Raw genomic sequence first — 19984 nt, 5'->3', positions numbered from 1 at the left:
TCACGTTGGCCGTCTCCACCCCCGTCCCGTCCGTCTTCACCCGAACCTTGACGTTGTAGTCGACCACCCTCTTCACGGGGACCAGTGCTTTCATGGTGTGTGCTCCAAGCTGCGCATCATGCTGAATTCTTGATCACACGCGGGCGGTGCCTCGGCGTGTGCAGGGTGCGAATGATGCCGGCAAATCGACCGGTTTTGCTGCCGCACCGTGCAAAACCTGCGGTGATGTGGCGGCGTCCGCTCAACCGGGCGGGCGCGGCGCGCTCACCTCGGCGACCACTTCGTCGAGCAGGCCGCGCAGCCAGCGGTGCACCGGATCGGCCTGGTGGCGCAGGTGCCAGATCGAGTACATCGGCATCTGCGGGCCGTCCAGCGGCAGGTCGGCCGTGGCCAGGCCCTGCATCAGCCCCGCTCCGAGCAGGCTGGGCAGCGTGGCCAGCAGCGTGCTGCCACGCAGGAACGGCGCGATGCCGGCGAACCCCGGCACGGTGACGACGATGCGCCGCTGCACGCCCTGGGCCAGCAGCCACTGGTCGATGTCCAGCGAGCGGCGCGGCTGTTCGTAGAGCACGCTGATGTGCTCGGCCGCCTCGTAGTCGGCACGACCGACCGGCGCGGCGCGCTCGGCGGCGTCGTAGAAGACCCGGTAGGCGTCACTGAACAGGCGCTTCTGCACGATGTCGTCGCTCTCCGGCGGCCGGGGCGAGATCGCCAGCTGGCAGTGCTCGTCGCGCAGCAGGTCGAGCGTCGGCACCGACGAGGGCACGACCCGCAGCCGCAGGCCGGGCGCCTGCGTGCGCACCCGGCGCAGCCAGCGCGGCAGCAGCAGGTGGGCCTGCAGGTCGTTGGCCGCGATGGTCCAGGTGCCTTGCAGCCGGGCCAGGTCGACCGCTTCGGCCCGCGCGAAGCAGCGCATCTGCTCGAGCAGCGGGCGGGCCTGCGCGGCCAGCGCCACGGCCCGCGAGGTGGCCACGATGCCACGGCCGGACTTGACGAACAGCGCGTCGCCGACGAGGGTCCGCAGCCGGTCCAGCCCGTGGCTGACCGCCGACTGCGACAGGCCCAGCCGCTGCGCCGCGGCCGTGACCGAACCTTCGTCGTGCACCGCCAGCAGCAGCGCGAGGGCGTGGCCATCGAGGTCGAGGGGGTCGGGTGAGCTCATGGCGTCAGGCGGTCAGGTCACGGAGTATCACCGGCCGGCGGGCCGATCCATCAATCTGGTGCATGCGTTTCATGAACCGGATCGCCTTGATGAGGAGAGGGGCTTTTTGAATACTGCCGGTCAGGCGGCGCCGATCGACAGCCCGCTCCGCAGAACCCCAGGAGACCTCGTCATGACCCACACCCTCCCCGCCATCCCGGGCACCGTCCTGTTCGACGGCCAGCAGGCCCGCAAGGGGTATGCGCTCAACAAGATGTGCTACTCGTTCAACGCGGCCCGCTGCCGCGAGGAGTTCGTCCGGGACGAGGATGCCTACTGCGCCCGCTTCGGCCTGAACGCCGAGCAGCGCGAGGCCATCCGTGCCCGCAACGTGCTGCAGCTGATCGCCGCGGGCGGCAACGTCTATTACCTGGCGAAGTTCGCCGGCATCCTCGGCCTGGACGTGCAGGACCTCGGCGCTCAGCAGACCGGCATGAGCAAGGACGAGTTCAAGGCCATGCTGCTGGCCTACGCCCACTGATCCCCGCCACCCGACCTCATTCAGGAGACCCGTTCCATGGCAAACATCGTCGGTGGCATCGCCACGTCCCACGTCCCGGCCATCGGCCGCGCCATCGCCCGCAACCTGCAGGAAGATGCGTACTGGAAACCCTTCTTCGACGGCTACAAGCCGGTGCAGGGCTGGCTCGAGCAGGCTCGTCCGGACGTGGTCGTCGTGTTCTACAACGACCACGGCCTGAACTTTTTCCTCGACAAGATGCCGACCTTCTCGATCGGCGCGGCCCCCGAGTACCGCAACGCCGACGAAGGCTGGGGCATTCCCGAGGTGCCGCCGTTCAGCGGTGACCAGGACCTGTCCTGGCACCTGATCGACCGCCTGATCGACGACGAGTTCGACGTCACGACCTGCCAGGAGATGCTGGTCGACCACGCCTTCACGCTGCCGATGGCGCTGTGCTGGCCGGACCAGAAGTGGCCGGTCAAGGTCGTGCCGGTGTGCATCAACACCGTGCAGTTCCCGCTGCCTTCGGCCGCCCGCTGCTGGAAGCTGGGCGAGGCGGTCGGCCGCGCGGTGCGCAGCTGGCAGTCCGATGCCCGCGTGATGGTGCTGGGCACCGGTGGCCTGTCGCACCAGCTCGACGGCGAGCGCGCCGGCTTCATCAACAAGGACTTCGACCTGCAGTTCATGGAGAGCCTGATCCACGACCCGAAGTGGGCCACGCAGTTCAGCATCCACGAGCTGGTCGAGAAGGCCGGCACCCAGGGCGTCGAGCTGCTGATGTGGCTGGCCACCAGGGCCGCGCTGGGCGAGCAGGTGCGTGAAGTGCATCGCAACTATCACATCCCGATCTCCAACACGGCGTCGGGCCTGATGGTGATGGAGCCGACCGCCTGAGGTCGGCCCTGGCCGCGGGCTCAGGGCGGACCGCCCACCGCGGCCGACCGGCCGAGCAGCAGCGATTCACCGCTGGCGGCGGCCAGCTCGGCCGCCGCGGCCAGCAGCTCGGGGCCCAGGGCCAGCATGCGGGCCTCGTCCAGGCGCGACATCGGCCCGGCGATGCTGATGATGCCCAGGGCCTGCCCGCCCGGGCGACGCACCGGCGCGGCCATCGCGCCCATGCCCGGGTTGTAGATCTCCAGCGTCAGGCTGTAGCCCCGCTGGCGGGCTTGGTGCAGGCACTGCAGCAGGCCCTGCTCGGAGGTGGGCGCATTGGGTCCGCCGGCGTGCTTCTGGCCGGTGTCCTGGCGGCGCACCAGGTCGAGCGCCTGCTCGTCGCTCAGCGTCAGCAGCCAGGCATGGCCGGAGGCGGTGCAGCGCAGCTGCGCCACCCCGCCCATCTCCGGGTCGTAGCGCACGCCCTGGCGCGCGCCCTGGGACTTGGCCACCCAGGTCAGGGTCTCGCCGTCGACCACCCCCAGCCGCACCAGCTCGCCGCTCGAGATCGCCAGCCGGTCCAGCAGCGGCTGCGCCGCGTCGATCGCCCCGCTGTTGGACAGGTGATGCAGCCCCAGCGAGATCAGCTTGGTGGTCAGCACGTAGTCGCCGTGGCCGTGCAGCTGGCGCACGTAGCCGCTCAGGCACAGGTCGGTCAGCAGCCGATGGGCCGCGCTGCGCGGCAGGCCCAGGTCGTGGGCGATCGTGCCGAGCGTGCAGCCCTGGGTGTGCCGGGCCAGGTGCTCCAGGATGCCGAAGGTGCGCTCCATCACGCCTTGCATGGCGGGCGCTCCTTCGCGGGCGGGCGGCGTGCGGGCGCCCGGGATCAGCCGCGGGCCACGAACCAGCGCAGCGCGGCCAGGTAACCCTGCACGCCCAGGCCGGCGATGACGCCTTCGGCGATGCCGGAGATGTAGGAGTGGTGGCGGAACTCCTCGCGCCGGTGCACGTTGCTCACATGCACCTCCAGCACCGGCAGCGCCACGCCGGCGAAGGCGTCGCGCAGCGCGACGCTGGTGTGGGTCAGGCCACCCGGGTTGATGATGATGCCGCGCGTGCCGTCCAGACGGGCCGCGTGGATGCGGTCGATCAGGTGGCCTTCGTGGTTGCTCTGGAAGCACTGCACCGAGGCGCCCAGGCGAGCGCCCTCCTCGATCAGCATGCGCTCGACGTCGGCCAGCGTGTCCGCGCCGTAGATCTGCGGTTCACGCGTGCCGAGCAGGTTCAGGTTCGGGCCGTTCAGGACAAGGATGTTCATGGTCATGGCAAGCAGACAGGTTGGACGATCAGGTGGGGGCCGTCAGGTGGCGCAGTCGCATGCGGCCGGGCAGCGGCACCGAGCGGCGCAGCACGCCCTCGGCCAGCCAGACGGCCGACTCCCAGGCCCGGTGGGCGACATGCGGCAGCGGCAGCTGCTGGTAGTCGTCGTTGAAGACCTCGAAGCTGTAGTCGCCCCGGTAGCCCAGCGCATCGAGGCGCAGCACCAGATCGCTCAACGGCGTGCTGTGCACCCCCTCGCCGGGGAAGACGCGGAAATGCCGGGCCGTGTCGATGCGCTCCTGCATCGAGCGCACCTCGTTCCACATGAAGTCGGCCAGCTGCACCAGGTAGATGCGGTCGGGGTCGATGTCGTCGAGGTAGGCCAGCGAGGTCTGCGCGGCCAGCACATGGTAGGAGTCGATGCACAGGCCCAGGTTCGGGCAGTCGGCCAGCTCGACCGCGGCCCACGACTGGTGGTATTCGTTGATGTGGCGGCCCCAGGACAGGGCCTCGTAGGCCACGCGGATGCCATGCGGGATCGCCAGCATCGCGAGCTTGCGCAGGTCGCGCGCGATCGCCTCGAGGTCGCCGGTGGCATGCGGCGAGGTCGACGAGCAGGCCAGCAGCACCTTGGCGCCCAGCGCGCGCGCCATCTCGATCATCTGCTTGGCCATGTCGACCTTGTAGCGGTGCAGATGGCCCGACAGGCCTTCGAAGTCACGCAGCACCTGGAAGCCGGTGACGCGCAGGCCGCTGTCGCGCACCGCCTGGATCGCGGCCTCGTGGCCGGCCGGATGGCCGACGATGTCACGCGCGGCCAGCATGATCTGGCCGAAGCCGGCGGCCTTCACCGCCCGCAGCTTGGCCTCGAGCGGGCCGGCCAGCGTGATGGTGTCCATGCCGAAATCGGCGACGTTCTTGATGATCTGGCTCATGCGCGGCACTCCGGGATGGACCTCACGGATCCGGTTCAGCGCGGGTCGCGCACCAGCTCGAACGACACGCTGCCCAGGCGGGTCTGCGTCAGCGCGCCACGCTCCTGGGTGCGCACGCCGTGGGTCGACTCGACGAACTCGAGGCCACGGGTGCGCAGGTCGGCCACGGTGGCCAGCACGTCGTCGCAGCCGAAGGCCACGCGATGCAGCAGCTCGTCGCCCTCGAAGTCGGCGGTGTCGGGCTCGGGCTCGATCAGCTGCCAGTAGATCTGGCCGCAGGGGCTGGCCAGGATGCTGCCGGTCGACAGCACGCCGAAGCTCTGCTCGCGTGGCATCGACGCGAAGCCGAACAGCTCGCCGTAGAAGGTGGTCCAGTCGTCGAGGCGGTCCAGTCCGATGTACTGCACCACGCCGAAGACGTGCAGGCCGTGCAGCGCCGGCGGATGCAGGTCCACGCCCGGCACCGGCACGAAGTCGACGTCGTAGATCGAGAACTCGCGCCAGCGGTCGACGAAGTAGATGCGGGTGTCGCCCACGCCATGGATGGCGGGGATGTTGAGCTCCATCACCTCGACCTGCGAGGGCACGGCCCAGGCGCCCAGGTCGAGCGCCCGCTGGTAGGCCGCGGCGGCATCACGCACCCGCAGCGCCACGGCCGCCAGCCGGGGCGCTTCCTGCGGTTGCGCCTGACCGCTCAGGCCGCCCTGGTGACCGTTGACGATGATGTGGATGTCGCCCTGCCGGTACAGCAGCACCTCGCGCGAACGGTGCCTGGCCACCGGCCGGAAGCCCATCTGCTCGAGCAGCTGGCCCAGCGCCTGCGGGCGGCTGGTCGTGTACTCGATGAACTCGATGCCGGCGAGGCCCATCGGATTGGGCAGATCGCCGATGGCTTCGCGGTCAGGAAAGAGGGAGGCGCTCATGATCGGTTTCCTGGTGGCATGGACACGGGACGGTCGCGCAGCTTAGATCATGCGGCGGTGCCGGCCTGGCTGCGCTCCCCCACCATGTCACGGAAATGCGCTTCGACGCGCGAGGCGTCGGCCGCCAGTCCGGTGAACAGCTCGAAGGCGCCCACCGCCTGGCCGACCGCCATGCCCCCGCCATCGGACACCGGGCAACCCAGTTCACGCGCCTTCTTCAGCAGCGCGGTCTCGAGCGGGAAATACACGACCTCGGACACCCACAGGTCCGGGCGCAGCAGCGCGGCGTCCAGCGGCAGGCCGGGCAGCTTGTCCATGCCGGTGGGCGTGGCGTGGATCAGGCCGGTGGCATCGGCCATGGCCGACGCGATGTCGGTGCTGGAGCGGGCGTGTTCGCCATACAGGCGGTTGAGCTCGGCGGCCAGCGCTGCGGCGCGGTCGGCATCGTTGTCGACGATGGTCAGCTGCGCGGCACCCAGGCGCACGACGGCGTGGGCGATGGCCGCCCCCGCGCCACCGGCGCCCAGCAGCACGACACGCGACAGGTCGGCGTCGGGCAGCGCCCGGGTGAAGCCGCGGGTCCAGCCGGAGCCGTCGGTGTTGTGGCCGATCAGGCGGCCGTCACGCAGCACCACGGTGTTGACCGCCCCCATGGCGCGGGCCTCTTCCGACAGCTCGTCGAGCAGCGGGATGACCGCCTGCTTGCACGGGTAGGTGATGTTCAGCCCCGCGTATCCCATGATGCGCGCGGACTGCAGCAGCGTCGGCAGGGCCTCGACGGTCGAGCCCGTCACGTCCAGGTCGATCAGCTGGTAGTGCAGGCGCAGGCCGTGCTGGGCGGCTTCGCGTTCCTGCATCGCCGGCGTCAGGGACTTCTGGATGCCCTGGCCGATCAGGCCGAGAAGAACCTTGCGCGGGGTGTTCGATGCAGTGGAGTCAGTCATGGGGGGTGAACCTGGTGGCAACAATGGAAGAAGGGATCACCCGCTCGAGGGTGATCCCGTCAGGCTGGAAGCGGGCGAGTCCTTACTTGCGGACCTTGGCGATCTCGGCGTAGAGCTGCTTGACGGCGTCCTCGCCGATGTTGGCGCTGTACTTGACGATGACCGGCTTGACCTTCTCGCGCAGGCGGGCCTGCTCGGCCGGGCTGAACTCGGTGACCTGCATGCCGGACTTCTTCAGGTCGGCCAGGGCCACGTCGGCCTGCACCCGCGAGACACCACGCTGGAAGGTCGTGGCGGCGGCGGCGGCGTCGGTGAAGATCTTCTTCTCGTCGGCGCTCAGCGTGTCCCACAGCTTCTTGCTGACCAGCAGCGCCTGCGGGTTGTAGACGTGGCGCGTCACGGCCAGGTGCTTCTGCACCTCGTTGAGCTTGGCCGAGCGGATCACGGTGTACGGGTTCTCCTGGCCGTCGACCGCCTTCTGCTCCAGCGCCGGGTACAGCTCGGGGAAGGGCATCGGCGTGGCGTTGGCGCCCAGCGCGTTGAACATGTCGATGTAGATCGGCGACTGGATCACGCGCACCTTCAGGCCGGCCATGTCCTCGACCTTGGTGATCGGGCGCTTGCTGTTGGTCAGGTTGCGGAAGCCCAGGTCCCAGTAGGCCAGGCCGACCAGGTTCTTGTCGGCCAGCTTGGTGAACAGGCCCTTGCCGAAGTTGCCGTCGGTCACCGCGTCGGCTTCCTGGGCGTTGGCGAACAGGAAGGGCAGGTCGAAGGCCGCGAATTCCTTGACCTGGGCGCTCAGGATGCCGGCGTTGAGCACCGTCATCTCCACGGTGCCGCCCTGCAGGGCCGACACGGTCTGCAGGTCGCCGCCGAGCGTGCCGCCCGGGAACAGCTTGACGGTGATCTTGTTGCCCGACTTCTGGGCGACCAGTTCAGCGAACTTGGCCGCACCCATCTCCTGCGGGTGGCCCTTCTGGTTCTGGAAGGCGAACTTGACGGTGCGTTCCTTGACGTCCTGCGCGACGGCAGCGGCGATGGGCAGCAGGGTCGCAAGACCGACACACAGGGCACGGGTGATCAGCTTCATGGAAGTCTCCAGGGACAGGGTGGACAGGGGCGGCTCAGCAGGCCGCCTGACAGGGATGGGCGGGAAGCCCGCTCAGTTGCTGAGCCACTTCAGGGGCACGAGCACGATCGACGGGAACAGCACCAGCAGGAACATGACGGCGAACTGGGCCATCATGAAGGGGATGACCCCCTTCGTGACCTCGTCCATCTTCATGCGTCCGACACCGGCGACGACGTTGAGCACGGTGCCCACGGGCGGGGTGATCAGGCCGATGGCGTTGTTCATGATGAACAGCACGCCGAAGTAGACCGGGTCGATGCCGGCGGCCTTGATGACGGGCATCAGCACCGGGGTCATGATCAGGATGGTGGGCGTCATGTCCATGGCCGTGCCCACGGCGATGACCAGCAGCATGATGGCGATCAGCAGCAGGGTCTGGTTGCCCATGAAGGGCTCGAGCAGGGTGATCATCTTGCTCGGGATGTCGGCCACGGTGATCAGCCAGGCCGAGACCATCGCGGCGGCGACCAGGAACATGATGATCGCGGTGGTCTTGGCCGAGCTGACGAACACTTGGTAGAGCTGGGCCAGCGTCAGTTCACGGTAGACCACGGTGGACACCAGCATCGCGTAGACCGCGGCGACCACGGCCGCTTCGGTGGGCGTGAACACGCCCATCTTCAGCCCGACGATGACGATCACCGGCAGCACCAGCGCCCAGGTCGATTCCTTGAGTGCCTTCATGCGTTCGGCGTTGGTCGCCTTGGCCGGCGGCTTGACGTTCTCGCGCTGGGACACGAAGTACCAGGTCACCGCCAGGCTCAGGCCCATCAGCAGGCCGGGCACGATGCCGGCGAGGAAGAGCTTGGAGATGGAGACGTTGGCCGCGACGCCGAAGACCACGAAGCCGATCGACGGCGGGATGATCGGCGCGATGATGCCGGCCGAGGCGATCAGGCCACCGGCACGCGCCTTGTCGTGACCGGCGGCGACCATCATCGGCAGCAGCAGCGAGGCCAGCGCGGCGGTGTCGGCCACGGCCGAGCCCGACAGCGCGGCCAGCAGGCAGGCCGCGACGATGGCCACGAAACCCAGGCCACCACGCTTGTGGCCCACCAGCGTCAGCGCCAGGTTGACGATGCGCCGGCTCAGGCCGCCGACGTTCATGATCTCGCCGGCCAGCATGAAGAAAGGCACGGCCAGCAGCGGGAAGCTGTCGGCGCCGTTGATGACGTTCTGCGCCAGAATCTGGGCGTCGAACAGGTCGAGGTGCCACATCAGGGCCATGCCCGACAGCAGCAGCGAGTAGGCGATGGGGATGCCCAGCGCCATGGCGGCCAGCAGGGAGCCGAGGAAGATGAAGACGGTCATGTTCGGGTTCTCTTCAGGCCAGGTTCAGCGGGCGGGGGTCGAGCGGTCGTGGGCGTGCGATTCGACCTGGGCCAGGTCCTCGGACTCCTGCACCATGACCAGATCGTCATCGGACAGGCGGCCCGTCAGCACGCGCAGCAGGTCCAGCAGCAGGATCAGGCCGGTGGAGCCGGCGAACACCACGCCAGCCGCGTAGAACACGGCCACCGAGGCTCCGGTGACCGGTGCCTGCACGTCCCAGTTGATGACGGCCTGCGCCCAGCTGCCCGTGGCCATCAGCCACGTGACGTACAGCATCAGCACCTGGCCGATGACCAGGCAGACCTTCTTGCCCAGCGGGCCGAGCCGGCCGACCAGCATGTCGGTGCCGAGGTGGCCGCGCTCGCGCAGCGCGACGATGGCGCCGAGGAAGGTCAGCCAGACGAAGAGCCAGCGGGCGACCTCTTCGGACACGGTGATGCCCGAATTGAAGGCATAGCGCAACACGACGTTGCCGAACACCAGCACGACCATGACGGCCAGGCAGGCGGCGATCAGGACTTCCAGTGCACGGCAGTAGTGCTTGAGGAGTCGGTCACTCAGATCGAACATGGGGGCTCCAGGTGGATGTGCCATCGACACCGGGCACAGGGTCGGAATAATGTACGAACTGGTTCGTTTTTCTTCTCGGGGAAAACCCCGGGAATCTCGAGAAAGGTGCGGCTCAGCGCCGGACGAAACGAACGATCATCTCGATGATGGACAGGCGCCGGGCGGCGATGGCCTCCGGGGTCTCGAGGTCCAGCCGGAAGATCTGCGAGAAGGTGTGCCGGTTGGACACGCTGAAGAAGCACAGCGCCGAGATCGAACGGTGCAGGTCGATCGGATCGACGTCATCGCGGAAAACCCCGTCCTTGACGCCCCGCTCGTAGACCTGGCGCACGGCCGTGATGACCGGCACGTTGAGCTGCTGGATGGTGGCCGACTGGGCGATGAACTCGCCACGGTGCATGTTCTCGTTCATCACCAGGCGGATGAAGGTCGGGTTGCCTGTCTGGTAGTCGTAGGTGAAGCCCACGAGGGTGCGCAGAGCCGCCTCGGGCGCCAGGTCCTCCAGGTGCAGCTGGGCCTCGATCTGGCGCATGCGCCGGTAGGCGTCCTCCAGCACCGCGATGTAGAGACCTTCCTTGCTGCCGAAGTAGTAATAGATCATGCGCTTGCTGGTGCGCGTGAGCGAGGCGATCTCGTCGATGCGGGCGCCGGCCAGCCCCTTGTCCGCGAACTCGGCCGTGGCGACCTCCAGGATGTCGGCCATCGTGGCGGCCGGATCGTTGGTGCGGCCAGACTCGGCGACCCGTGTCGCGGAAGCGGCAGGAGTCGGCCGCGCGGCGGGCACGGAGCGGCTTCGGGTCGTGTGACGCACTGGTTCGTTCATGGCGGACGTGAGCATAACGACTTGCCCGTCAAGCCGCCATCCCGATGACAACCCGGTGTCACGCGCGCAAGATGTGCGAATGCCGCACGAATGAGTGCTTGATGTGCGCATGTCGCCCTATCGGCGCCAACCGGCGCCGGATCTTCCTAAGCTTGATCCAGATCATCATGTCCGACACCCCCTTGTCTCCTGCCGCTGCCCGCGGCCCCACCCGGCCCGGCCGACCCGCCGTGCTCGACCGCGACGTCATGGGCGGTCTCGAGAAGGGGCTGGCGGTGATCGAGTGTTTTGGCGTCGAGCGCCCCCGTCTGACCATCAGCGAGGTGGCCCGCCGCACCGGCCTGAGCCGTGCGGCCGCCCGCCGCTGCCTGCTCACGCTGATGCACCTCGGATACGCCCGCCAGGACGAGCGCCATTTCCTGCTGACGCCCAAGGTGATGCGGCTGGGCCAGTCCTATCTGTACTCCGCCCGGCTGCCCCGGGCGCTGCAGCCGCAGCTGCAGAAGATCGCGATGGCCATGCAGGAGGCCAGCTCGGCCGGCGTGCTCGACGGCGACGACGTCATCAGCGTGGCGGCCGCCACCGCCGGCCGGGTGGTCTCCTCGACGCTGCAGCCCGGCACGCGGGTGCCGGCCTACTGCACGGCCAACGGCCGGGTGCTGGTGGCCTGGCTGCCGGCGCCCGAACGGGACGCCTGGCTGGCCCGCCAGGACCTGCGCGCGCTGACCCCGCGCACGCTGACCGACGCCGCCAGCCTGCGCGACGAGCTGGCCCGGGTGCGTGCCCAGGGTTATGCGCTGGTCGACCAGGAATACGAGCCGGGCCTGCGCACCGTGGCCGTGCCGCTGCGCAACCGGCTGGGCGACATCGAATGCGCGATGAACGTCAGCGTGCATGCCGCACGCGTGCCCATCGACGAACTGCTCGACCGCTGCCTGCCCGTGCTGCTGCAGGCGCAGGAAGAACTCAAGCCGCTGTTCTAGCGGATCCCTCCCACCCCACCGCCCTCCCACCCCACCATGAACACTGATCGCACCCAGGTCGTCATCATCGGCGCCGGCCCGTCCGGGCTGCTGCTCGGCCAGCTGCTGCACCGCGCCGGCATCGCCAACGTCGTGCTGGAGCAGCGCAGCCCCGAGTACGTGCTCGGCCGCATCCGCGCCGGGGTGCTCGAGCAGGTCACGACCGACCTGCTCGACGAGGCGGGGGTCGGCGCGCGCATGCACGCCGAGGGGCTGGTGCACGACGGCTTCGAGCTGTGTTTCGGCGGTGCGCGCCACCGCATCGACCTGAAGGGGCTGACGGGTGGCCGCACCGTGATGGTCTATGGCCAGACCGAGGTGACCCGCGACCTGATGGACGCCCGCCAGGCCGCCGGCCTGCCCACCGTCTACGAGGCCGAGCAGGTCCGCCTGCACGACTTCGACGGCCGCCAGCCCAGCGTGTCCTACCTGAAGGGTGGCGTCGAGCACCGCATCGCCTGCGACTTCATCGCCGGCTGCGACGGCTTCCACGGCGTCAGCCGCGCCAGCGTGCCGGCGCGCTCGATCGAGCTGTTCGAGCGGGTCTATCCCTTCGGCTGGCTCGGCATCCTGGCCGACGTGCCGCCGGTGGCCGACGAGCTGATCTACTCGAACCACGAGCGCGGCTTCGCGCTGTGCAGCATGCGCAGCCGCACGCGGGTGCGCCACTACCTGCAGTGCTCGCTCGAGGACCAGGTCGAGCAGTGGGACGATGCGCGGTTCTGGGACGAGCTGCGCCGGCGGCTCGACCCGCAGGCCGCCGAGACGCTGGTCACCGGCCCGTCGATCGAGAAGAGCATCGCCCCGCTGCGCAGCTTCGTGGCCGAGCCGATGCGCTTCGGCCGGCTGTTCCTGGCCGGCGACGCCGCCCACATCGTGCCGCCCACCGGCGCCAAGGGCCTGAACCTGGCGGCGGCCGACGTGCGCTACCTGAGCCGCGCGCTGGCGGAGTTCTACCTCGAGCGCAGCGAGGCGGGCATCGACGACTACTCGCGCAAGGCGCTGCGCCGGGTCTGGAAGGCCGAGCGCTTCAGCTGGTACCTGACCAGCCTGCTGCACCGTTTCCCGGCCGGCTCCGGCGACACCGGTGCCGTCGGCCACCGCATGCAGACCGCCGAGCTGGACTATCTGGTGCACTCGAACGCCGCGATGACCTCGCTGGCCGAGAACTACGTGGGCCTGCCCTTCGAGGAATGAGCCCGGCCGCGGGCGGCGGGTCCGCCACCTTGTGGCAGGATCGACGGCTTGTCGCCGACCGAGCCCTCGATGCTGCCTGCACCGCCTGCCGCGCCCCGTTCCACGGCCCTGGACCTGCTGTCGCGGCTGTTCGGCCCGTGGGTGCGCTCGGTGCGCCCGGCCACGCTGAGGGCCGACGTGCAGGCCGGCCTGCTCGGTGCGCTGCTGGTGCTGCCGCAGGGCATCGCCTTCGCGTCGCTGGCCGGGCTGCCGCCGCAGTACGGGCTCTACAGCGCGATCGTGCCGACCCTGGTGGCCGCGCTGGCCGGCTCGAGCTGGCATGTGGTGTCCGGCCCGACCAACGCCAACTCGCTCGCGCTGGCGGCGATGCTCGCGCCGCTGGCGGCCACGGGCAGCCCGCACTACATCGAGCTGGCCTTCACCATCACGGTGATGGTCGGCCTGATCCAGGCCGGGGTCGGCGTGCTGCGCCTCGGGCAGCTGGCGAACTTCATCTCCCCGGCCGCGCTGCTGGGGTTCACCAGCGGCGCGGCCTGCCTGATCGCGCTGCACGCGCTGCGTGAACTGCTCGATGCCGGCCAGCCCGCGGGGCTCGGGCCGGGCGGCATCCTGCACCACACCGCCACCCACCTCGACCGCATCAACCCGGCGGCGCTGCTGGCCGGCCTGCTGGCCCTTGGGGGCGCGGTCGTGCTGCGCCGCTTCTGGCCGGCCAGTCCGTTCATGCTGCTGGGCCTGCTGGCCGCCTCGGTCGCGGGCGTGGTGCTGCCGCCGGGCTGGACGCTGCACACCCTCGGCGCCCTGCCCTCGCCCTGGCCGGTGCCGCACCTGCCGCAGGCGGACTGGGCCAGCGTCACCGGCCTGTTCGACAAGGCGCTCGCGCTGTCCATCGTCGCGCTGGGCCAGTCGGTGTCGATCGCCAAGGCGATGGCCGAGCGCTCGGGCCAGCGGGTGGACACCAACCGCGAGTTCCTGGGCCAGGGCCTGTCGAACATCGCCGGCGGCTTCAGCTCGTGCTACCTCAGCTGCGGCTCGCTGAACCGCTCGCTGCCCAATCTGGAGGCCGGGGCCCGCACGCCGCTGGCCGCCGTGGCCGCGGCCCTGTGGCTGCCGGTGCTGGTGGCGGTGTCAGCGCCGCTGCTCGCGCGCATCCCGCATGCGGCGATCGCCGGCCTGCTGGTGCTGGTGGCCTGGGGCCTGATCGACCGGGCCCGCTGGGTGCAGCTCGCCCGGCTGGACCGCACCGATTTCCTCATCGCACTGACCACGCTGGCCGCCACCCTGCTGCTGCGCCTGGAGAGTGCCATCCTGCTGGGCACCGGGCTGTCGCTGGTGGCCTACCTCTACCGCACGTCGCGCCCGGCGATGCGCGTGATGGGCTTCGACCGCCACGACCCCGACCGGCGCTTCGTCGTGCGCGCGGACACCGCGGCGGCCCTGCCGGAGTGCCCGCAGCTGGTGCTGCTGCGCATGGAGGGCTCGATCTACTTCGGCGCGGCCGCCCATGTGCGCGAGCAGCTGCACTGGCTGCGCGAGACCCACCCGGACTCGCACCACCTGCTGGTCATGGCCAAGAGCATGAACTTCCTCGACCTGGCCGGGGCCGAGGTCTGGGAGTCCGAACTGCGCGAGCGCCGTGCGCGGGGCGGCGACCTGTACTTCCACCGCCCGCGGCCGCAGGTGCTGGCGCTCTGGGAGCGCAGCGGCTTTCTCGCCCGCCTGGGCCCGGACCACGTCTTCCCCGACAAGCGCATCGCGCTGCGGTCCATCCACCGCCGGCTGGACCGCGGCCGCTGCGCGCGCTGCGAGGTGCGCGTGTTCCAGGAATGCCGCGAGGACGATCCGGGCGCGGCGATCTGAGCTCCACCGCGGCCCCCGTTCGTCAGACGGCGGCGACCGCGCCGTCGCTGCGTGGATCCGCCGCCCCCTGGATCAGCCCGTTCGGGTGGCGCACCAGCGCGCCGGCATGGCCCATCGTGTCGCTCCAGGCCTCGTCGAGCAGCTCGACGACATGGCCGGCATCACGCAGCGACTGCACCAGCGCCGGGTCGAAGCGGTTCTCCAGCTTCAGGCTGGTGCTGACGTCTCCCCAGGTGCGGCCCAGCAGCCAGCGCGGCGCGCTGACGGCCTGCTGCAGCGACTGGCCGAAGCGGGCGTAGCGGGTGAACACGGCAGCCTGGGTCTGCGGCTGGCCTTCGCCACCCATCGTGCCGTAGGGCATGACACGGCCGTCGTCGAACAGGGCCAGCGACGGGTTGAGCGTGTGGAAGGGGTGGCGGCCGGGCTCCAGCGCATTGAGCGCGGCCGGATCGAGCGAGAAGCTGATGCCGCGGTTCTGCCAGGTCACGCCGCTGCCCCGCAGCACCACGCCCGAGCCGAACTCCCAGTAGACGCTCTGGATGAAGCTGACCGCCCGGCCGTCGCGGTCGATCGCGCCCATCCAGATGGTGTCGCCCGGGGCGGCCGGCTCGGGCCAGGGCAGCGCGCGGGCCGGGTCGATCCGGGCGGCCAGCTCGTCGAGCGTGGCCGGCTGCAGGAAGTGGCGCGGGTCCTGCGGCAGGCGGCCCGGATCGGTGACGATGCGGTCGCGCACCCGGAAGGCCTGCTTGGTGGCTTCGACCAGGCCATGCACATGGGCGTGACCCTCCCCTTGCTGCACGCCCAGGCGCTCGAACAGCCCCAGGATCATCAGCGCGGCCAGGCCCTGGGTGGGCGGCGGCAGGTTGTAGACGCTGCAGTCGCCCAGGCGCACGGCCAGCGGCTCGACCAGGCGGGCGTGGTAGGCGGCCAGGTCGCTGGCGCGCACGGGGCTGCCCATCGCCTCCAGCTCGGCGGCCATCTCGCGCGCCAGGTCGCCGCGGTAGAACTCGTCCAGGCCACGCTCGGCCAGGATCTCCAGCGTGCGCGCCAGCGCGGGCTGGCGCAGCAGGTCCCCCGGCTCGGGCGGCACCCCATCGACCAGGAAAGCCTCGGCAAAACCCGGCGCCGAGCGCAGGCCCTCGAGCTTCTGCCGGGTCAGGGCCGACTGGCTGGTCGTCACCGCCACGCCGTCGCGGGCGTGGCGCCGGGCATCGGCCAGCAGGCGTGACAGCGGCAGCGCCCGCGGACTCCAGCCACGCGCCACCTCCAGCGCCCGGGCCCAGCCGCCGATCGTGCCGGCGACCGTCAGCGCGGCCAGCGGGCCCCGGCTGGGGATGTGGTCGTGGCCGGCGTAGAACGCCCGGTCGGCCCGCGCGACCGCCGGCCCGCAGGCATCGATGGCCACCGGCGCCTGCGAGGGCTCGTGGATGAGCCAGAAACCGTCCCCGCCCAGCGCGTTCATGTGCGGGTAGACGACCGCGATGGCCGCAGCGGCGGCCACCATGGCCTCGACCGCATTGCCGCCGTCGCGCAGCACGTCCCGGCCCGCTTGTGCGGCCAGGTGGTGGGGGGCGACCATCATGCCGCCCAGGGCGCCGAGGGTGTGGATCATCCGTGTCTCCGTGGTCCGAGGAGACGGATGTTAAGGGCTCGAGCCGTTCAGCCGGGCTGCTCGCCCGGCATCTGCGACAGGTCGGCGATGATCTCCGACACCTCGGCGACCACCTGGCGCTGCTGCTCGGTGGCGCTGGCGATCTGGTGCACGCTGCCCGCGGTGCGGCTGACGCTGGAGAGGATGCCCTCGAAGCTGCGCGCCGCCGCCTGGCTGACCTCGCTGCCCTGGCGGACCTGGAGGACCGATTCGTCGACCAGCTCGGCCACCTCGCTGGCCGCCCGGGCGCTGCGTTCGGCCAGCTTCCTGACCTCGGTGGCGACGATCGAGAAGCCGTGGCCGCGATCCCCGGCGCGCGCCGCCTCGATCGCGGCGTTGAAGGCCAGCAGGTTGGTCTGGGCCGAGATCTCGCTGATGACGCGCAGGATGCCTGACATGCGGTTCGAACCGGCCTCGATGCACTGGATCGCGCTCAACGACTTCTGCACCGCCTCATGGCCGCTGCGCGCCGCTCGTGACGAGGCCTCTGCCATCTCGGTGGCCAGGCTCGCGTTGCGGGAGATGGCGGTGATGCTCTGGATCAGGCTGCGGGCGTTGAGGGCCATGTCCTCGGACCGGGCGGCGATGTGGCGCTCGAGCTCGACCTCCCGGGTCACGTCGTAGGCGTACTTGACGACCTTCATGACCTTGCCGTTGAGGTCGAGGATCGGGTTGTAGGCCGCCTGGATCCAGACGTCGCGCCCGAACTTGCCCACGCGGTGGAAACGCCCGCTGATGAAGCTGCCCTCGTTGAGGCGCAGCCAGAAGTCGCGGTACTCCAGGCCGCGGGTGTACTCCGGCGAGCAGAACATGCTGTGGTGCCGGCCGCGGATCTCGCCCAGCGTGTAGCCAGTGGCGGCCAGGAAGTTGCGGTTGGCCGTCAGCACCTGCCCGTCCAGGTCGAACTCGATGACCGCCTGCGTGCGCTCGATGGCCTCGACCTTGGCGGCCGCCTCGGCGCGCTGCAGCTTCTGCTGCGTCACGTCGAGCGCGAACTTGACCACCTTCACCAGCCGGCCGAAGGGGTCGAAGATCGGGTTGTAGGTCGCCTGCAGCCAGACCTCGCGGCCGTCCTTGCCCAGGCGCTTGTACTCGCCACCGTCGAATTCGCCGCGCGCGAGCCTGTCCCAGAACATCATGTAGTCTGGCGATGAGGCCTGTGCCGGCTCGACGAACAGCCGGTGGTGGCGCCCGACGATCTCCTCGAGCGCATAACCCGTCAGCGCCAGGAAATTCGCATTGGCCGTCAGGATGCGGCCGGTCATGTCGAACTCGATCACCGCCTGGGAGCGGTCGATGGCGGCCATGCGGCCATCGGCCTCGAGGGTGTGCAGCCGGGCGGCGGTGACGTCGCTGGCGAACTTGATCACCCGCAGCGGCCGGCCGTCGTCGTCGAGCACCGGGTTGTAGCTGGCCTGCAGATAGAGGTCGCGCCCCTGGGCCGTCTGGCGATGGAACTCGCCGGCGATGAATTCACCCTGGCCGAGGCGGCGCCAGAATTCGGCGTACGACGCGTCGTTGACCACCGACGCCGGGCAGAGCTGGCGGTGGTGGCGGCCGATCAGGGACTCCCGGGGGCAGCCCAGCAGCGCGAGAAAGTTCGCGTTGGCGTCGATGATCGTGCCGTCGAGCGCGAACTCGGCGATGGCCTGGCTGCGGTTCAGTGCCTTGTGCAGGCGCTGCATCGCGGTGATGGTTTCAGGAACGGGTTCGGGCGCGCTGCTCATCGGGACTCCTTGGTCTCTTCGTCTTTTCGGACGGAAACCGGCCGACTTGAGCCGGTGTCAGGCAGGTGCCGGCCTCAGCCCCAGGTCGAAGCGCAGGCCGCTGGCGGCTTCGCCCCGGCCGATGCGCTTGCGCCGGCCGACCCAGAGCAGCGCCCGGCCGTCGGCGGCGCGGGCGTACTGGAAACGCCGCTCGACGATGAAACCCGAGCGCGACAGCTCCTCCTCGGCGAGGCGCAGCACGTCGGCGGTGACCGGGACCTGCGGGTCGGCCCGCAGGATCAGTCCGCGCGGGTGAAAGGCGTAGATCACCAGGTCCGGGTCGCTCGAGGCCAGCCGCTCGACGAAGCCCCCCTGCGCCGCGACCTGCTCGAGGTGGTCGAGAAAGGCGCGGTACTCGGGGTCGCCGTCCCGCGCGGCCGCGTCGACGCGGTAGAAACGTTTCATGGCCGCGCGCTCGAGGTCGATGTCCAGCCCCCGCGCGCCACGCTGGCGCGAGGGCAGCAGCGGCAGCCAGTGGCTGGCCACCGGGGTCATCAGCCGGTAGAGCAGCCGGGCGTCGGTGCCCGCCAGCGTGGGCTGCTGGCGGGCCGGGTGGCGCTGCTCCTCCAGGCCGCGGTCCAGCGGCTCGCCGCTGCTGCCCTGGACCCGCTTCTCGATCGCCCAGGCCAGGTTGGCCATCTCGTCGCGCACGAAGGCGACCTGCTCGAGCGGCGAGCCCTCCAGCGTGTCCGACAGCGGCGGCGGCACGAACAGCCAGTCGCCGTCGGCCCCGAGCCCGGGCTGGTCGGGGCGGGACAGCCCGTGCAGGCGCCACGCACCGGCCTCGCGGCTCAGCGGCTCGACCGTCGTGACCTGGCCGAAGGTGTCGGTGACCTGCAGGTGATCGACCCGGTAGAGCGCACCGGCCTGCACCCGCGCGGGCACCAGGTACCAGTCGTTGCCGTGCACCAGCGCGTACTCGGCGACCATCATGCGCACGAGATCGAGGCTGCCGGCCTCGATGCGGGCGAAGTTCACCGCCGCGTCCTCGAACTCCCAGTAGCGCGAGGCCGGCATGCCCGGGTACTGCACCGGCGTAGCGAAGGAGCGCCGGTCCTCGGTGTCGTCGAGCCGGCCGGCGTCCCCGGGCTGCAGCGTGGCCGCGGCCGGACGCAGGTCGAAGTCGTGCCAGTCGATGCGCCCGTCGACGTACTCCTGCGCATCGAGGCGCCAGCGCTGCCCGGTGTCGCGGCCCGCCGCGAGCTCGAAGGCGTATTCCTGCCGCTGCGGGGACCAGGCGGCGTTGGGCTGCTCGAAGATGAAGTCGTCCATCCAGCGCAGCCAGTCCTCCAGCACCGGGCGCAGCGTGTCGCCCAGGCCGGCGGCGATCAGCGTGGCGGGCAGCGCCACGAGCACGCCGTCGGCGTCCCGCAGCGGCCGGGCGTCGGCCGCGAGCCGGGCCGCATCCAGGCCGGCCGAGCCGAGCACCAGATGCCACAGCGTGCCGGCGGGATCCGACAGCGGATCCTGAGGCAGCGCCACCGCCGCGGGATAGGCCTGCTGCACCGCCGGCGCACCGTCGACACCGGCATCGTCCATCAGGCGCAGCAGCCACCGGCCGGCCTCGATGTTGGCCCGTGCATGGCCGGTTGCCGAGGCCAGCACCGGCTCGGCCTCGACCCAGGGCTCCAGCGGCAGGCCCGCCAGCGCCGTGAAACGGTCGTCGGCCGGGTCCGTGCCCGGGGCCAGGCCCAGCAGCGGCGTGCCCTGCAGGCGGTAGCGCACCTCCAGCGGCGAGCCGGCGTCCTCGCCGTCGAACTCCCTGAACTGCCACTGGCGCGCGAGCATCCACAGCGGGTCGGCGACCCGGGCGGCCAGCGCCTCGTCGTAGCTCTGCCCGCCCGGATCGGTCTCCAGGCGGAACAGGCCGCCGATCATCGGCGCCAGGGCCTGGATGACCCCGGCACCCGGGCCCGGCCGCACCATGGCGGACTGGAACAGCTTCTGGTTCAGCAGCACGCTCATCACGGCC

Annotated in this window: 18 protein-coding genes and 1 pseudogene; 5 read left to right on the top strand and 14 right to left on the bottom strand. The window is 70.4% G+C overall.

Annotation, left to right across the window (positions count from 1 at the left end; translation table 11 throughout):
* Both C7444_RS15665 and C7444_RS15660 read right to left on the bottom strand, forming a co-directional pair.
* A pseudogene (locus C7444_RS15665) lies at positions 1-94 on the bottom strand (electron transfer flavoprotein subunit beta/FixA family protein); the annotation flags it as partial.
* Between the two features lie 147 nt (positions 95-241).
* Positions 242-1162: a LysR family transcriptional regulator gene (locus C7444_RS15660; protein WP_110401791.1), complete on the bottom strand. Its 921-nt coding sequence runs from the start codon at positions 1160-1162 to the stop codon at positions 242-244.
* Positions 1163-1334: 172 nt separating this feature from the next.
* Between C7444_RS15660 and C7444_RS15655 the strand changes: the two genes are divergently transcribed.
* Both C7444_RS15655 and C7444_RS15650 read left to right on the top strand, forming a co-directional pair.
* Positions 1335-1682 (top strand): protocatechuate 4,5-dioxygenase subunit alpha, encoded by a 348-nt coding sequence (locus tag C7444_RS15655; RefSeq protein ID WP_110401790.1) that lies wholly within the window; start codon positions 1335-1337, stop codon positions 1680-1682.
* Positions 1683-1718: 36 nt separating this feature from the next.
* A complete protein-coding gene (locus C7444_RS15650; RefSeq protein WP_110401789.1) occupies positions 1719-2558 on the top strand; it encodes a class III extradiol dioxygenase family protein in 840 nt (279 codons plus the stop codon).
* Positions 2559-2578: 20 nt separating this feature from the next.
* Here C7444_RS15650 and C7444_RS15645 read toward each other — a convergent pair whose 3' ends face one another.
* The 9 genes from C7444_RS15645 to C7444_RS15605 all read right to left on the bottom strand — a co-directional run bounded on the left by C7444_RS15645 (position 2579) and on the right by C7444_RS15605 (position 10516).
* Entirely contained in the window at positions 2579-3379 is an 801-nt protein-coding gene (locus C7444_RS15645; protein WP_110401788.1) for an IclR family transcriptional regulator, read from the bottom strand.
* Positions 3380-3423: 44 nt separating this feature from the next.
* Positions 3424-3861: a type II 3-dehydroquinate dehydratase gene (aroQ, locus tag C7444_RS15640; RefSeq protein WP_110401787.1), complete on the bottom strand. Its 438-nt coding sequence runs from the start codon at positions 3859-3861 to the stop codon at positions 3424-3426.
* Between the two features lie 22 nt (positions 3862-3883).
* Positions 3884-4792 carry a sugar phosphate isomerase/epimerase family protein gene (locus C7444_RS15635; RefSeq protein WP_110401786.1) on the bottom strand — a complete coding sequence of 303 codons (909 nt, stop codon included), beginning with the start codon at positions 4790-4792 and terminating at the stop codon, positions 3884-3886.
* A gap of 35 nt (positions 4793-4827) precedes the next feature.
* The gene (locus tag C7444_RS15630) at positions 4828-5715 is read right to left on the bottom strand and encodes a 4-hydroxyphenylpyruvate dioxygenase (RefSeq protein WP_110401785.1); all 888 of its coding nucleotides are present in this window, start codon (positions 5713-5715) and stop codon (positions 4828-4830) included.
* Between the two features lie 47 nt (positions 5716-5762).
* Positions 5763-6659, bottom strand: a complete 897-nt coding sequence (locus C7444_RS15625; protein WP_110401784.1) for a shikimate dehydrogenase — start codon at positions 6657-6659, stop codon at positions 5763-5765.
* 82 nt (positions 6660-6741) lie between these two features.
* The gene (locus C7444_RS15620; RefSeq protein ID WP_110401783.1) at positions 6742-7749 is read right to left on the bottom strand and encodes a TRAP transporter substrate-binding protein; all 1008 of its coding nucleotides are present in this window, start codon (positions 7747-7749) and stop codon (positions 6742-6744) included.
* Between the two features lie 72 nt (positions 7750-7821).
* Entirely contained in the window at positions 7822-9102 is a 1281-nt protein-coding gene (locus tag C7444_RS15615) for a TRAP transporter large permease subunit (protein WP_110401782.1), read from the bottom strand.
* A gap of 24 nt (positions 9103-9126) precedes the next feature.
* A complete protein-coding gene (locus C7444_RS15610) occupies positions 9127-9693 on the bottom strand; it encodes a TRAP transporter small permease (RefSeq protein WP_110401781.1) in 567 nt (188 codons plus the stop codon).
* 112 nt (positions 9694-9805) lie between these two features.
* A complete protein-coding gene (locus C7444_RS15605) occupies positions 9806-10516 on the bottom strand; it encodes a TetR/AcrR family transcriptional regulator (protein WP_110401796.1) in 711 nt (236 codons plus the stop codon).
* 167 nt (positions 10517-10683) lie between these two features.
* On the opposite strand from C7444_RS15605, the gene C7444_RS15600 reads away from it, so the two are divergent.
* The 3 genes from C7444_RS15600 (at position 10684) to C7444_RS15590 (ending at position 14595) form a co-directional block, all read left to right on the top strand.
* Complete coding sequence (locus tag C7444_RS15600; RefSeq protein WP_110401795.1) at positions 10684-11499, top strand: IclR family transcriptional regulator domain-containing protein; 816 nt, start codon at positions 10684-10686, stop codon at positions 11497-11499.
* A 36-nt stretch (positions 11500-11535) separates the two neighbouring features.
* The gene (gene pobA / locus C7444_RS15595) at positions 11536-12735 is read left to right on the top strand and encodes a 4-hydroxybenzoate 3-monooxygenase (RefSeq protein ID WP_110401780.1); all 1200 of its coding nucleotides are present in this window, start codon (positions 11536-11538) and stop codon (positions 12733-12735) included.
* A gap of 69 nt (positions 12736-12804) precedes the next feature.
* Positions 12805-14595 carry a SulP family inorganic anion transporter gene (locus C7444_RS15590; protein WP_110401794.1) on the top strand — a complete coding sequence of 597 codons (1791 nt, stop codon included), beginning with the start codon at positions 12805-12807 and terminating at the stop codon, positions 14593-14595.
* Positions 14596-14617: 22 nt separating this feature from the next.
* On the opposite strand, the gene C7444_RS15585 is transcribed toward C7444_RS15590, so the two are convergent.
* Genes C7444_RS15585 through C7444_RS15575 form a run of 3 tightly spaced genes read right to left on the bottom strand, consistent with a single transcriptional unit; the run spans position 14618 to position 19977 of the window.
* Positions 14618-16207: a gamma-glutamyltransferase family protein gene (locus C7444_RS15585; protein ID WP_110401779.1), complete on the bottom strand. Its 1590-nt coding sequence runs from the start codon at positions 16205-16207 to the stop codon at positions 14618-14620.
* A gap of 47 nt (positions 16208-16254) precedes the next feature.
* Positions 16255-17973, bottom strand: coding sequence for a methyl-accepting chemotaxis protein (locus C7444_RS15580; protein WP_110401778.1), 1719 nt, complete (start codon positions 17971-17973; stop codon positions 16255-16257).
* Between the two features lie 57 nt (positions 17974-18030).
* Entirely contained in the window at positions 18031-19977 is a 1947-nt protein-coding gene (locus C7444_RS15575) for a hypothetical protein (RefSeq protein ID WP_110401777.1), read from the bottom strand.
* Between the last annotated feature and the right edge of the window lie 7 nt (positions 19978-19984).

Source organism: Sphaerotilus hippei (assembly GCF_003201595.1).
Classification (GTDB): domain Bacteria; phylum Pseudomonadota; class Gammaproteobacteria; order Burkholderiales; family Burkholderiaceae_C; genus Sphaerotilus; species Sphaerotilus hippei.
The sequence above is the reverse complement of the archived record's forward strand: the minus strand, read 5'-3'. Positions and strand labels throughout refer to the sequence as shown.